Below are 13,381 nucleotides of genomic sequence, written 5' to 3' on the forward strand. Positions count from 1 at the left end.
TGACACCGTGGACGGGCCGCAGGAGGGTGGGGGCGTGGCAGGGGTGCACGCGCCCGCCGCGGACGATCCGCATCCAACTCATCCGGAGGCAAGTCATGCGCACGTTAGGCAAAGCGGCCGCAGCACTCGTGCTGGCGGGGGCCACGCTCGTGGGAACGGCCGGGGCGGCGGGGGCCGCCGGCGGTCAGGCGGACCGGGCCGGCTCGACGGCGGCGTGTTCCACCGCCTGGGGCAGCGGCACCAAGTCCCAGACCAACTCGGTCATCGAACCGCTGAAGAACATCAGAACCGGTCAGCACACGTGCTACGACCGCATCGTCTTCGACATCACCGGTGCGCCCAGCACCGCTGGTTACCACGTCGGTTACGTCGACTCCTTCCACCAGGACGGCACCGGCACCCCGATCCCCGTCACGGGCGGCGCCATCCTCCAGATCTTCGTGAACGCCCCGAGCTACAACCCGGCGACGGGCGCGGTCGTCTATCCCGGGGTTGCCGGGCAGACGCTCCCCGGGGTGAACATCACCGGGTACCGGACCTTCAAGGACACCAAGTTCGGTGCGAGCTTCGAGGGGCAGACCCAGGTCGGCCTGGGTCTGCGGGCCAAGCTCCCGTTCCGGGTCCAGCAGTCCGGTGACCAGGTGATCGTGGACGTCGCCCACACCTGGTAGGCGAGCCCCGCGGAGCCGGGCCGTCCGACCCCGCTCGGGAGTGGTCGGGCGGCCCGGCCGCGTGCCGCACGCACCCGTGCGCGCGGATCAGGGGGTCGCGACGGCCCGATCCTTCTCGGGTGCCGGTGCGGACGGAGCGGCCGACGGGTCCGGGTGGCGGCGCAGGGCCAGGGCGATGAACAGCCCGCCGGCCATCCCGGCCGCGGTGAGCAGGACCACCACGAACTCCCCGTGGGCGGTGGCGGCGCGCAGCGCCTCGCCGGTCCTGCCCTCGGTGCCGTGGTCGGCCAGGGCGGTGAACACGGCCAGGCCGATGGCGTTGCCGATGTTGAGGCCGGTGGAGGCGGCGCCGTTGGCGACGCCCTGTTCCTCGGGTGCGGTTCCGGTCGCGGCCGCGATCCACATGGCCGTCCAGACGATGCCCTGGCCGACGCCGGAGACGATCAGGCCGGGCACCAGCAGGGCGTATCCGGCGCTCTCGTCGAAGCCCAGGGCGAGAACGGCGGTGCCCACGGCCCCGACGGCGAACCCGGCCACCAGGGTGGTGCGGGTGCCGAGGCGACCGACGGAGCGCTCGCCGAGTTGGGTGCCGACGGCGATGGCCAGCGAGGGGATGAGGAAGGCGAGACCCGTCTGGAGGGCGCTGTAGCCGTGCACGCCCTGCATGAGGACGGTGAGGAAGTACGGGAGGACGCCGAAGGTCGCCATGTAGAGGAAGGTGATGGACACGCTGATGCTGAGGCTGCGGTTGCGGAACAACCGGAACGGCAGCAGCGGGTCCGCGCTGCGCTTCTCGATGACGACGAACGACGCCAGTGCCACCACGGCCGCGCCCAGGGCGGCGAGCACCTCGGTGCTGCCCCAACCCGACTCGGGTCCCTGGACCAGGGCGAAGACCAGCAGGGTCGATCCGGCGGTGACGCTGAGCGCACCGGGCAGGTCGAACGAGCGCCGTTCACCGCGCGCCGGGTCCTTCGGGATGACCACCAGGGCGGCCACCACGAGCAGCCCCGCCAGCGGCACGTTGACGTAGAAGACCGAGGGCCAGCCGAAGTTCTCGGTGAGCACCCCGCCGAGCAGGGCGCCGATGGTCAGTCCGCTCGCGCCGGCGCCGCCCCAGACCGCGAGCGCACGGTTGCGCGGGGGGCCCTCCGCGAAGACGGTGTTGATCAGTGCGAGGGTGGCGGGCAGCAACAGGGCGCCGCCGATCCCCTGCACCGCCCGGGCGGCGACGATCAGTTCGGGAGTGTCCGCGAGGCCGCCCGCCAGCGAGGAGACGGCGTAGAGCGCCAGGGCGATGACGAAGATCCGGCGACGCCCGAGCAGGTCCGCCGCCCGGCCGCCGAACAGGAGGAACCCACCGGCGAAGACGACGTACGCACTGACGACCAACTGCTGGGTCTGTCCGGGGAAACCGAGTTCGGAGCCGATCTCGGGCAGGGCGACGAAGACGATGTTGAGGTCGAGCGCGTACATCAACTGGGCTAAGGCCAGGATCGCCAGCGTCCAACGGAGCTGTTGCCGGGAAGTCGAACTGGACATGCGGAAGTGCCCCCTCCTGAGGTGCCACGGGCCAACTGTACGTATATTCACGTACAGTCGAACCGTAAGCAAGGGGCTGCGAGGGCGTCGCGGGGGAGCCACTTCGGCGACTACGGAAGGGAGTTCGACTGTTCCAGTACAGTGGGACGATGGCTTACCGTCACCCGACTGCCGACCAGCTCCGGATCGAGGACGTCCTGACGGCCCTGGGGAATCCGGTGCGACTCTCCGTCGTCCGGGTGCTCGACGCCGGCGGGGAGCACAACTGCGGCAGCGTGCTGGGCCGGCTCGGCATCACCTCGAAATCGACGATGACGCACCACTGGCGCGTGTTGCGGGAGAGCGGTGTCATCCGCCAGCAGCCGTCCGGGCGGGAGAACCTGCTCACGCTGCGCCGCACCGATCTGGATTCCCGCTACCCCGGGCTGCTCGACGCCGTCCTCACGGGCGCCGCGCGCGACGAGTCCGTCCAGAGCGCCACCACCCGTCCCGGCTGAGCCCCGGGTTCAACTACCCGTCAGCGACAGCAACTGCCGGTGGGTCGCCGCGTCGGCAGCCGCGACGAGTCCGCGTCCCGCCGGTCCGAGCGGGGCGCCGTCGATCCCGGTGACCACGCATCCGGCCGCCCGGCACAGGGCGATGCCCGCGGCGAAGTGCACGCTCGTCGACAGATCGCCGCCGTCGGTGACGTACGCGGCCCGTCTGCCCGCCGCGACCCAGGCCAGGGCCAGGGTGCTGGACACCACCCTCGGGCGGAATGACGCGACGAACTCGGGACGGGGCCAGCAGGTCCACCGCCCGGAAGGCCGGCGCACCGGGGAACGGCGGATCGAGGTTGACGTCCACCAATCGGCTGGCGGAGGTGGGCACCAGGTCCGCTTCGACGCCCCGGTGCCGCACCCGGGCGGTCCGGCCGTCGGTGAGGAAGACCTCGCCGCCGAACGGGTCGGCGACCGCCGCCGCACCACCGCGCAACGCCACGTTGACGGCGACCACCAGGGTGCCCACCGCGTAGTTCAGGGTGCCGCACAGCGGGTCCACCCACCACTGCCGCCCGGTGTCGGCGCCGCCCTGCCGCCCGCCCTCCTCGCCGAGCACCGCGTCGCCGGGCCTGGCTGCCCGGAGCACCGCGAGGACGGCCCGCTCGGCCTCCACGTCGGCCGTGGTGGCGAAGTCGCCGCCGCCCTTGTCGATGCGGGCCAGGCGGGTGCCGTACGAACCGCGCACCACCTCGGCACCGGCGCGGGCGGCGGCCACGGCCACCTCGACATCGCTCAGATCCGCCGGTTCCGTCATGCGCCGGAGCCTAGCGGTCGCCCGAACGGGGGTGCGGTCCGCCAGGCTCCCGGGCCTCAGTCCGCGGCGCCGACCCGGTCCGCCACGGCCGCCGCCGGTGGTGGCGCCGTCGGGCGGGCCCGGCCGAAGACCCGCGCGGCGACCACGACCAGCACCGTCACCAGCGCCGCGCCCACCCATCCGGCGACGTTCAAACCGGCGGTGAACGCCTCGCGCCCCGCCTCCACCAGGGCCTGTGCGGGACCGTCCGGCAGCCGCTCCGCCTCCGCGGTCGCCACCGCCAGGGTGTCCCAGGCCGCCGCCCACGCGTCCGCCGGCACCCCCTCGGGCGGGGCGTCCTCCATCCGGCTGCGGTAGACGGCGGTCCCCAGGCTGCCCAGCACCGCCACGCCCAGCGAGATCCCCAACTCCGTACTGGTCTCCGACATCGAGGCCGCCGCCCCCGCCCGTTGCGGCGGCACGGAACCCACCACCAGATCGGTGCTCAACGCCGTCATCGGGCCCGCGCCGAAGAAGACCAGGGCGATGCCGCCCGCGACGACGACCAGTGCGGAGTCGGCGTCCGCGAGCGCCATCACCAGATAGCCGGTGACCGCCACCGCGAGGCCGCCCGCCACCACCCGGCCCGGTCGGAACCTGCGCGCCAGCGCCGGGGCGATCAGCGAACCCACGGCGCTCGCCACCGCCGTCGGGATCAGCCAGAGCCCGGCCCGCAGCGGCGGCAGGTCGGCCACCATCTGCACGTACTGGGTGGCGAACAGGTACAGGCCGCCGCCCGCGGCGGTGGAGACGAGGATGATCAGCAGAGCCGCGCGGAAGGAGCGGTCGGCGAACAGGGCGAGGTCCAACAGCGGCTCATTCAGGTGCCGTTGGCGGCGCACGAAGATCACGCCGAACACCGCTCCCAGCACCACCGCGATGACCGCGACCGGATCGAAGCCCTCGGCAGCCATCCGCTTCAGGCCGTAGACCGTGGGCAGGACGCCCGCCAGGGACAGCACCACGCTGGCCGGGTCGAGGCGTCGCGGGGCCTGCTCGGGCCGGTACTCGGGCAGCACCATCGGCGCCGTCACCAGCAGCAGCACCATGACCGGAACGGCCAACAGGAAGACCGACCCCCACCAGAACCACTCCAGCAGCAGTCCGCCCACCACCGGGCCCACGCCCATCCCGGACATGAAGCAGGAGATCCAGATCGAGATGGCCACCGCCCGCTGGCCGGCGTCCCGGAACATGTTGCTGATCAGCGCGAGGGTCGACGGCGCCAGGGTCGCCCCGGCGACACCCAGCAGCGCACGGCCGAGGACCAGCATCAACGGGCTGGTGGCGTACGCCGCCACGATCGAGGCCACGCCGAACGCGAAGGCACCGATCATCAACAGCCGCCGGCGGCCGATGCGGTCGCCGAGCGTTCCCATGGTGATCAGGAAGCCGGCGATCATGAACCCGTAGACGTCCATGATCCACAGGAGTTCGGAGCCGGTCGGCGCCAGGTCCGCGCCCAGGTGCGGCGACGCGAGGTAGAGGACGCTCATGTCCAGGGCCAGCACCAGGGTCGGCAGGGCCAGCACGGCGAGGCCGATCCACTCCCGCAGGCCGGCGCGCTGCCCGGGAACGGCCGGGTCGAGTGGGTCAGTTGTCACGGCGGTTCCTCAAGGGGGCATGGGTGAGGCAGACGTTCACCAAGGTCATGCGACCAGCCAACCGGCCGGCGGCGGCAAGACCGATGGCCATGACGCCGAGGGTGATGTGCGGGCGTCCAGCGGGCCGGGCGCCCGGGCCCGCGCCGTAGGATCGCCGGGTGGACGCGCTCGCCAACCTGCTGTACGAGACGAGGGCCCGAGGAGCCGTCTTCGGCCGGTCGATCCTGGACCCGCCCTGGTCGTTGCGGTTCGTGGGCGGCTCGCCCCTGACCCTGATGACCATGTTGTCGGGCACCGCTTGGGTCCGGGTGGACGGCGCCGAACCGGTGCGCGTGGAGCCGGGCGACCTGGTGGTCGTGAGGGGCGCCGCACCGCACACCGTCTCGGACGCCCCGACGACGCCGGCGGACATCGACGTGCACGGCTCCGAGCGGTGCGTCACCGCCGAAGGGGTCGACGTCACCGAGGACATCCGGCTGGACCTACGGGCCTGCGGCGAACGCTACGAGGGCTCCGCGATGTTGCTGACCGGCATGTACCAGGGGGGCGGGGAGGTCAGCGGTCGACTGCTGGAGGCGCTGCCGCCGGTGCTCCGGGTGCCCGGTGAGGACCGGCACCATCCGATGCTGGAACTGGTCAGGGCCGAGGTGGAGCGCGCCGATCCGGGGCAACAGGTGGTGGTCGACCGGATGCTCGACCTGCTGCTCGTGTACACCCTGCGGGCCTGGTTCGCCCGGCCCGAGGCACGGGCGCCGGGCTGGTACCGGGCGCTCGGCGATCCGGTCGTGGGTAAGGCGCTGCGGCTGCTGCACGACGATCCGGCGCGGCCGTGGACGGTGCGGATGCTGGCGGACGAGGTGGGGGTCTCCCGGTCCGGCCTGGGCCACCGGTTCACCCTGCTGGTGGGCGAACCGCCGATGGCGTACCTGGCCGGGTGGCGCGTCTCGTTGGCGAGTGACCTGCTCCGGGCCACGGACGACACGGTGGCGTCGGTGGCCCGCCAGGTGGGGTACGCCGATGCGTTCGCCCTGAGCGCGGCGTTCAAACGCATCCGGGGGATGCGGCCGTCGGACCACCGCAGGACGGCCGCCGCGGACGCCCGGGCGGCCCTCGGCTGAACCCGGGGCCGGCGACGGATCAACCGTAGGGGAACGCCCTGTTCCGGTGATCCCCGGCACCGGATCGACGCGCGTTCCCCCTGATCCCCGCCGATCCGGGGGAAGTTGAATGCCCGACACAAGGATGGTTAGGCTTGCCTGCGCTGCCTCGGACCGGGGTGGACGGACGGAGGGGGCGAGGTGGCGAGAGCGCGTTGTCGCTCCGGACGAACGGCGGTGGTCCGACGATGAAGGCACCGGACGGAGCCGACGGCGGCGGCATATCCACGGGCGTGCCCACCGGTGGTCCGCCCGTCGTTCCGACGCTCACCGAGGAGTCCGCGGCGCCGACACGCACGGTCGTCCGCCGCACGGGTGCGCTCCGCTGGTACGGGCTCGCACTCGCGGCCCTGGCCCTCGCCCTCGTCTGCGGCCTCAGCCTCTCGGTCGGCGCACGGAGCATCCCGTTCGCCACCGTGTGGGAGGTGCTCGTCCGGGGCGGTGACGGCGAGGAGGCGTTCGTCGTGCGCGAGTTGCGGGTTCCGCGCGCCCTCGTCGGTGTACTGGCGGGCGCCGCGCTCGGCCTCGCCGGGGCGCTGATGCAGGGGCTGACCCGCAATCCGCTGGCCGACCCGGGACTCCTCGGGGTGAACAACGGCGCGTCCGCCGCCGTGGTCACCGCCATCGCCTTCCTCGGCGTCGACTCACCGATCGGATACGTCTGGTTCGCCCTCCTCGGCGCGGCCGTCGCCTACGCGGTGGTGTACCTGCTCGGCGCCACCGGTCGGGCGTCGACGCCGGAGCGGATGGTGCTCGCCGGTGCGGCGATCAACGCCACGCTGATCGCGTACGTCTCCGCCGTGATCCTCCACGACCTCAGCGTCTTCGACGAGTTCCGGTTCTGGGCGGTCGGCTCGCTCGCCGGACGGACCACGGAGGTGGTGGTGCAGGTGGGTCCGCTGATCCTCGTCGGTGTGGTCGCCGCCCTGGGGCTCGCCCGTCCGCTGAACGCACTGGCGCTCGGCGAGGAGACGGGTCGGGCCCTCGGCGCACACACCGAACGGACCCGGCTGACCGGGGCGGTGGCGGTGGCCCTGCTCTGCGGCGGCGCCACGGCGGCGGCCGGACCGATCGCGTTCGTCGGACTCGCGGTCCCCCATCTCGTACGCATGGTGACCGGCCCCGACCAACGCTGGGTGATGGCCTACTCGCTGCTCCTCGCGCCCGTGCTGCTGCTCGGCTCGGACGTCCTCGGCCGGTTCCTCGTCTCACCGGGCGAGTTGGAAGCCGGCATCGTGACCGCGTTCTTCGGCGCGCCCCTCTTCGTCCTGCTCAGCCGCCGACGTCGGATCGCGGCCCTGTGAGCGCCGTTCGCGGTCGGCGCGGCGGCCGGCCGGTGACCGGGAGGGTGCTGCGGACCCGTTCCGGTGCCGTGTCCGTGCGTCTGCACCCGCGGTCGCTGACCGTCGGGACGCTGCTCGCCCTGGCGATCTGCGCGATCGGCCTGGTCAGCCTGACCACCGGTAGCTACTCCGCCTCCCTCGGCGACGTGTTCGCCACCCTGGTCGGCGACGGGCGTCCGGGCGTCGACTTCATCGTGCGCGAACTGCGCCTGCCGCGACTGCTGGTGGCGGTGCTGGTGGGCGCGGCACTGGGACTCGGCGGGGCGATGTTCCAGAGCGTCTCCCGCAATCCGCTGGGCAGCCCCGACGTGGTCGGCTTCACCACCGGGTCGGCGACGGGCGCCCTGGTGGTGATCCTGCTGCTCGGCGGCGGCCTGCGGGCCACCGCCTTCGGCGCGGTCGTCGGCGGGCTGCTCACCGCGTCCCTGGTGTACGTGCTCGCCTTCCGCCGCGGGGCGAAGGGCTTCCGGCTCATCCTCACCGGCATCGGCATCGCCGCCATGCTCAACGCGCTCAACGCCTATCTGCTGACCCGGGCCTCGCTGAACGACGCCCAGACCGCCCAACTGTGGCTCACCGGCAGCCTCAACGGTCGTCGCTGGGACCATGTGGTGCCGCTGGCCCTCGCGCTGCTGCTCCTGGTGCCGGTCGCCTCGGCGCTCGGCCGTCGGATGACCCTGCTGGAGATGGGCGACGACACCGCCCGCGCCCGGGGGGTGCCCGTCGAGCCGACCCGGCTGGCGCTGCTGGTGACCAGTGTCGCGCTGACCGCGGTGGCGACCGCCGCCGCGGGGCCCATCCCGTTCGTGGCGCTCGCCGCACCGCAACTGGCCCGGCGGCTGACCGGCTCGCCCGGGCCCGGGCTGCTGCCCGCCGCGCTGATGGGCGCACTGCTGCTGACCGCCGCCGACCTGGCCACCCAGCGCGCCCTGGCCCCGACCCAGCTCCCGGTGGGCATCGGCACCGCCGCGCTGGGCGGGCTCTACCTCGCCTGGCTGCTGGGTCGGCAGTGGCGGCGTCGATGACGACCGGCACCAGCAGGCGCCGGACCGCGCGCCACCTCCGGCACCGCCGGGAGAACGGATGGGAAACGACATGAGCGACGGGGCGCACGACGTCCGACTGCGCGGTGAGGGCCTGACCCTCGCCTACGACGAGCGCGTGGTGACCGACGCGCTGGACGTCCGCGTCCCCGACGGCTCCTTCACGGTGATCGTGGGCCCCAACGGGTGCGGCAAGTCCACGCTGCTCAAGGCGCTGTCGCGGATGATCAAGCCACGGGCCGGGACGGTCCTCCTGGACTCCGCGCCGATCTCCTCGTACGCCACGAAGGAGGCCGCGCGGCTGCTCGGTCTGCTCCCCCAGACCTCGACGGCGCCCGACGGCATCACGGTCGGCGACCTGGTCGCGCGCGGCCGGTTCCCGCACCAGCGGCTGCTGCGGCAGTGGTCCGTCGAGGACGAGCAGGCGGTGGTCGAGGCGATGGAGATGACCCATGTCCGCGACCTGTCCGACCGGTTCGTCGAGGAGCTGTCCGGTGGGCAGCGACAGCGGGTGTGGCTCGCGATGGTGCTCGCCCAGCGCACCGACATCCTGCTGCTGGACGAACCGACCACCTTCCTCGACCTGGCGCACCAGGTCGAGGTGCTGGACCTCTGCTGGGACCTCCACCACCGGCGGGGGCACACCCTCGTCCTGGTGCTCCACGACCTCAACCAGGCGTTCCGGTACGCCTCGCACCTGATCGTGATGAAGGACGGCCGGATAGCGGCGCAGGGCGATCCGATGGAGGTCGTCACGGCGGACCTGGTGCGGGAGGTGTTCGGGCTGGCCTGCCGGATCATCCCCGATCCGGAGGTCGGGACCCCGATGGTGGTGCCCGCCGCCCGCCCCGACGACCCGCGCCGCCTCGACGGGGCCCTCAGCGCCGTGGAGCCCCGCACGGGCTGAGGGGCGGTCGGGTTCCGTCCCCGGTCGGGGCGGGAGGGGGCGCGGGCCGTCGGGCGCCCCCGCCCCCGAAGTCCCCGGCCGGGACGGTCCTCAGGCCAGTGCCTCCCGCAGCAGCGGCTCCAGGCCCTTCACGGCGTAGGGGATGCTGAGCACGGAGGCGCTGGAGAGGGCCAGGCCGACGGCCGGGTCGGCAGGGAAGACCAGCCGGTCCTCCCGGGCCGCCTTCATCTCGGCGATCTGCGGGTACTGCTTCAACGTGGCCGCCAGCGGGAGTTGCTGCTGGCTCAGTAGGATCACCACGTCGGCGTCCGCTTCGCCCGTCTTCTCGGCGGACAGTTCGACGAAGTACGTGTCCTCGCCCAGGCCCGTCACGTACGGCGAGGGCTTCAGGCCGAGCGCGGAGACGATCTGCATCCGGGTGTCGCCCGTGGTGTACACGCCGACCTTGCCGCCGAAGGCCAGCAGGATGGACACGGTCTTGCCGGCGAACGCGGGATTGCGGTCCGCGGCGGCCTTGAGCAGCGCCTCGGTGTCCGCGATCAGCTTCTCCCCTTCGGCGGCCCGGCCCACCGCGCGGGCGATGAGCTTGGTGGAGTCCCGCCACGGCACGGTGTTCGCCGCGGCGCCGCCGGGCAGCCCCACCGTGGGGGCGATGTCGGTGAGGGTGCGGTACTCGGTCTCGTCCCCGCCGGACTGGACGTTGACGATCAGGTCGGGGTCGAGGGAGGCCACCTTCTCGAAGTCGAACGGCGGCTTGAGGAAGGTCGGGGTCTTGCCGCCCAGCGAGGGTTCCGCCCAACTGCCCACGCCGCGCTTCATGGTGGGGATGAACTGCCACAGGCCGACCGGGACGACACCGAGGGCGAGGAGCACGTCGTGGTCGGTGCGCCCCAGGGAGAGCACCCGCTCGGGCTGCTCGGCGATCCGCACCGTGCCGAACTTGTCCTCGACGGTGACGGGGAAGGCGCCCCCGGAGCCGGTCGACCCCGCCGGGGTGGACTCGTCGTCGTTGCCGCATCCGACGAGGGTCAGGGACGAGCCGAGCACGGCACCCATGGAGATCATGCCCCGGCGGCTCAGGGGCCGTTCGCGTACGGTCGTTGTGGTCATGGCAAGGCCCGTCTGTGAGAGGTGGAGACACCGGACGGCGTACCGTCCGGCAGCGGCCCGCACCGCTGTGCGCGTCCGGATGGCGGACCCCGGCCGAGGAGTGCTGCCCGCACGGCCGGAACCCGCCGGTCGCGCGAGCCACGGTCGCACACTAGTCAGGCAAGGCTTACCTTGGCAACGATCTTCCCCTGGACGGCGGGGAGTTGCCCCGCCCGCCGCCCCCGGGCCAGGACCGGTCGGAACCGCCCCTCACTCCGGGCGGCTCAGCACGGTGCGCAGTGCGCGTTCCAGGAGGGCCGCCGCGTCGGGGCCGCCGGTGGTGCGACGCCAGGCGACATGGCCGTCGGGGCGCACCAGGACGGCGCCGGATCCGGTGATGCCGTACGTCCGCGTCCAGTTGGGGTCGATCTCCGCGGTCCCCGGGCCGAGGACCCTGGTGTGCAGGGGCACGGAGAGGCGCTGCTGGACGTGGTGGGCCGCCGCGGTCCAGACCGTGCCCGCGGCTCCGGTGAGCAGGGTGAACCCGAGGCCGAACAGGTCGAGCACGGAGGCGGCGTCGGGGCCGGGGCCCAGCGGGAGGTGCGGGGCGCGGTGGCCGGGGCGGGCGCTCGGACGGTAGTCGGCACGGGAGTCCGTGACCGGGTCGGCCGGGGCGGCGGGGTCGTCGGCCTCGGGGACGAGCGCGCCCTGCGGGTAGTGGAAGCCGAGGATCAGACCGTCCTTCACCAGCCGCTTGGGCAGTTCCGCGCGCCACCGGTCCCAGTTGCCGGTGGCGACGGCGGCGGCGTTGTTGGTGCGGTCCTCGTCGGCGGTCCGTTCGGCGACCGGACGGCGTTCGGGGTCGTAGGTGGCGAGCAGTCCCGGGCCGGCCCAGCCGTGGACGACCGCCGCGAGCTTCCAGGCCAGGTTGTGCACGTCCTGGACGCCGAGGTTGAGTCCGGAGCCGCTGAACGGCGTCACCAGGTGCGCCGCGTCGCCCGCGAGGTGGACCCGACCGACGGTCATCCGCTCGGCGACCTCGCTCCGGCTGGTCCAGTGGGACTCCTCCAGCACCTTGACCGGGAGCGCGGGGTCACCGGCGACGGTGCGCACCACGTCGGCGGGGTCGAGCGGCGTCGGGTCCGGGGCGCCTTCGAGGAGCCGGTTGAAGGTCCAGCGGTCGGGTACGGAGGTGGGCTGGAGGTAGCCGCGCACCCCGTCGGAGTGCAGGAAGGTGTTGGAGGCCCGCAGCTCGCCGAAGAGGGGGCCGAGGGGCGCCTCGAAGAGGAGTTGGTGGTTCTCGGTGACGGGCCCGCCGCCGCGCAGCCGGACCCCGGTGGCACGTCGTACCGCGCTGTGGGCGCCGTCGCAGCCGACGAGGTGGCCGCAGCGCACCCGGTAGGTACGGCCCCCGGGTCCGGTGACGGTGGCGGTGAGGTGCTCGTCCGTCTGTTCCAGGTCGCCGAGCGCGTGCCCGTACCGTACGCGGGTGGTGGGCACGCGGCGCCGCAGGACGTCCTCGACGACGTCCTGCGGGCACAGCACCGTCGTCACCGGGCTGTGGTCGGCGCGGCGACCGGCGGCGACGTGCCGGGCGAGCACGGCGTCGGGGCCGCTGAGGGACGCCAGGGTCGGGGCGAACGCGAAGCGCAGTCCGACGCGTTCCTGGGCGAGGGCCGCCCCGGTGACCTCGTCGGCGAGGCCGAGGTGTCGAAGGACCTCCATGGTGCGGGTGTTCACGGCTCGGGAGCGGGGCAGCGCGGAGGGCCCGGTGCGGCGCTCGACGAGCAGGAAGGGCACGCCCAGCCGGTCGAGGAGCAGGGCGAGGGTCAGTCCGGCGGGGCCGGCTCCGGCGATGAGGACGGGAACGTACTCGTCCACCGGGGCGGTCTCCGGGGCGGGGGCCGCGGTCATGACGGGGTCCTTTCGAGGGCGGGTTCGGCCGGGTGCGCGGAGCCGTCGTGTTGCCAGCGGCGGGCGCGCCGGCGCAACGGGCCGACCAACAGGTGTTCGGTGAGCAGGGCGACGGCCACGGCCACGGTGGCCCAGGCGAAGACCTCGTCCGTGGCGAGGTTGGTGCGTGCGGTGGCGATCTGGGCGCCGACCCCGTCGGGGGCGGCGAGCAGTTCGGACATGATCGTGGTGCGCAGCGAGGTGGTGGTGACCAGGGCGACGGAGGCGAGGAGCGGGGCGGTGAGCGCCGGCAGCACCAGGTGACGGAGGCGGTGGAGGAGGGGCACGTGGAAGGCGGTGGCCATCTCCAGCAGGTCGGCGTCGAGGGAGCGCACGGCTTCGGCGACCGCGACGGCGACGACCGGCACCGAGACCAGGGTGGCGACGAAGACGGGCACCTCTCCCCCGCCGCCCCACCAGACCATTCCCATGACGACGGGCACGATCGGCGGAATGCCGAGCAGTACCGCGCGCAGCGGGCGGCCGAGTCCGTCGACCAGGGGGCTGGTGCCGCCGATCAGACCCCACAGGGTGCCGATGAGCAGGGCGAGTGCCGAGCCGAGGAGGGTGCGGCCGAGGCTGCGGGCGATCTCGGTGGGCAACAGGCCGCTGGCGGTGAGGCGTTGCAGTGCTTCGGCGGTTTCGGCGGGTGAGGGGACGAGCACGGCGGGGTGACGGGCGGCCCAGAGGTGCCAGAGGGCGATCAGGGCCACGGTGCCCGTCAGCACGAGTGCGGT

General features: G+C 73.3%; 11 protein-coding genes and 1 pseudogene. 6 read left to right on the forward strand and 6 right to left on the reverse strand.

Annotation, left to right across the window (positions count from 1 at the left end; translation table 11 throughout):
• Nucleotides 1-95: 95 nt before the first annotated feature.
• The gene (locus ACFYOU_RS28640; protein ID WP_391309578.1) at nucleotides 96-671 is read left to right on the forward strand and encodes a hypothetical protein; all 576 of its coding nucleotides are present in this window, start codon (nucleotides 96-98) and stop codon (nucleotides 669-671) included.
• 87 nt (nucleotides 672-758) lie between these two features.
• Here ACFYOU_RS28640 and ACFYOU_RS28645 read toward each other — a convergent pair whose 3' ends face one another.
• A complete protein-coding gene (locus tag ACFYOU_RS28645) occupies nucleotides 759-2,213 on the reverse strand; it encodes an MFS transporter (RefSeq protein WP_391309580.1) in 1,455 nt (484 codons plus the stop codon).
• A 149-nt stretch (nucleotides 2,214-2,362) separates the two neighbouring features.
• On the opposite strand from ACFYOU_RS28645, the gene ACFYOU_RS28650 reads away from it, so the two are divergent.
• On the forward strand, nucleotides 2,363-2,710 hold the full coding sequence (locus tag ACFYOU_RS28650) for a helix-turn-helix domain-containing protein (RefSeq protein WP_391309582.1): 348 nt from the start codon (nucleotides 2,363-2,365) through the stop codon (nucleotides 2,708-2,710).
• A 9-nt stretch (nucleotides 2,711-2,719) separates the two neighbouring features.
• Here ACFYOU_RS28650 and ACFYOU_RS28655 read toward each other — a convergent pair.
• A pseudogene (locus ACFYOU_RS28655) lies at nucleotides 2,720-3,509 on the reverse strand (inositol monophosphatase family protein).
• Between the two features lie 56 nt (nucleotides 3,510-3,565).
• A complete protein-coding gene (locus ACFYOU_RS28660; RefSeq protein WP_391309584.1) occupies nucleotides 3,566-5,152 on the reverse strand; it encodes an MFS transporter in 1,587 nt (528 codons plus the stop codon).
• A gap of 158 nt (nucleotides 5,153-5,310) precedes the next feature.
• Between ACFYOU_RS28660 and ACFYOU_RS28665 the strand changes: the two genes are divergently transcribed.
• The 4 genes from ACFYOU_RS28665 to ACFYOU_RS28680 all read left to right on the forward strand — a co-directional run bounded on the left by ACFYOU_RS28665 (nucleotide 5,311) and on the right by ACFYOU_RS28680 (nucleotide 9,602).
• Nucleotides 5,311-6,270 carry a cupin domain-containing protein gene (locus ACFYOU_RS28665; RefSeq protein ID WP_391309586.1) on the forward strand — a complete coding sequence of 320 codons (960 nt, stop codon included), beginning with the start codon at nucleotides 5,311-5,313 and terminating at the stop codon, nucleotides 6,268-6,270.
• A gap of 227 nt (nucleotides 6,271-6,497) precedes the next feature.
• Nucleotides 6,498-7,613 (forward strand): iron chelate uptake ABC transporter family permease subunit, encoded by a 1,116-nt coding sequence (locus ACFYOU_RS28670; RefSeq protein WP_391309588.1) that lies wholly within the window; start codon nucleotides 6,498-6,500, stop codon nucleotides 7,611-7,613.
• Between the two features lie 74 nt (nucleotides 7,614-7,687).
• Nucleotides 7,688-8,677: an iron chelate uptake ABC transporter family permease subunit gene (locus ACFYOU_RS28675; protein ID WP_391309591.1), complete on the forward strand. Its 990-nt coding sequence runs from the start codon at nucleotides 7,688-7,690 to the stop codon at nucleotides 8,675-8,677.
• A 58-nt stretch (nucleotides 8,678-8,735) separates the two neighbouring features.
• Complete coding sequence (locus ACFYOU_RS28680; RefSeq protein ID WP_391309593.1) at nucleotides 8,736-9,602, forward strand: ATP-binding cassette domain-containing protein; 867 nt, start codon at nucleotides 8,736-8,738, stop codon at nucleotides 9,600-9,602.
• A gap of 90 nt (nucleotides 9,603-9,692) precedes the next feature.
• Here the strand turns inward: ACFYOU_RS28680 and ACFYOU_RS28685 are convergent, their stop codons facing one another.
• The 3 genes from ACFYOU_RS28685 to ACFYOU_RS28695 all read right to left on the reverse strand — a co-directional run bounded on the left by ACFYOU_RS28685 (nucleotide 9,693) and on the right by ACFYOU_RS28695 (nucleotide 13,372).
• Complete coding sequence (locus tag ACFYOU_RS28685; RefSeq protein WP_391309595.1) at nucleotides 9,693-10,712, reverse strand: ABC transporter substrate-binding protein; 1,020 nt, start codon at nucleotides 10,710-10,712, stop codon at nucleotides 9,693-9,695.
• 249 nt (nucleotides 10,713-10,961) lie between these two features.
• The gene (locus tag ACFYOU_RS28690) at nucleotides 10,962-12,605 is read right to left on the reverse strand and encodes an FAD-dependent monooxygenase (RefSeq protein ID WP_391309597.1); all 1,644 of its coding nucleotides are present in this window, start codon (nucleotides 12,603-12,605) and stop codon (nucleotides 10,962-10,964) included.
• Nucleotides 12,602-13,372, reverse strand: coding sequence for an ABC transporter permease subunit (locus tag ACFYOU_RS28695; RefSeq protein WP_391309600.1), 771 nt, complete (start codon nucleotides 13,370-13,372; stop codon nucleotides 12,602-12,604). Before ACFYOU_RS28695 ends, ACFYOU_RS28690 begins: the two co-directional genes overlap by 4 nt.
• Nucleotides 13,373-13,381: the final 9 nt, after the last annotated feature.

Source organism: Streptomyces sp. NPDC005955, from assembly GCF_042871255.1.
Lineage (GTDB): Bacteria > Actinomycetota > Actinomycetes > Streptomycetales > Streptomycetaceae > Streptomyces.

Coding starts and splice junctions, on each gene's coding strand:
- ACFYOU_RS28680 (WP_391309593.1), top strand. CDS start 8,736: ATGGGAAACGACATGAGCGACGGGGCGCACGACGTCCGACTGCGCGGT.
- ACFYOU_RS28690 (WP_391309597.1), bottom strand. CDS start 12,605: ATGACCGCGGCCCCCGCCCCGGAGACCGCCCCGGTGGACGAGTACGTT.
- ACFYOU_RS28685 (WP_391309595.1), bottom strand. CDS start 10,712: ATGACCACAACGACCGTACGCGAACGGCCCCTGAGCCGCCGGGGCATG.
- ACFYOU_RS28670 (WP_391309588.1), top strand. CDS start 6,498: ATGAAGGCACCGGACGGAGCCGACGGCGGCGGCATATCCACGGGCGTG.
- ACFYOU_RS28645 (WP_391309580.1), bottom strand. CDS start 2,213: ATGTCCAGTTCGACTTCCCGGCAACAGCTCCGTTGGACGCTGGCGATC.
- ACFYOU_RS28650 (WP_391309582.1), top strand. CDS start 2,363: ATGGCTTACCGTCACCCGACTGCCGACCAGCTCCGGATCGAGGACGTC.
- ACFYOU_RS28640 (WP_391309578.1), top strand. CDS start 96: ATGCGCACGTTAGGCAAAGCGGCCGCAGCACTCGTGCTGGCGGGGGCC.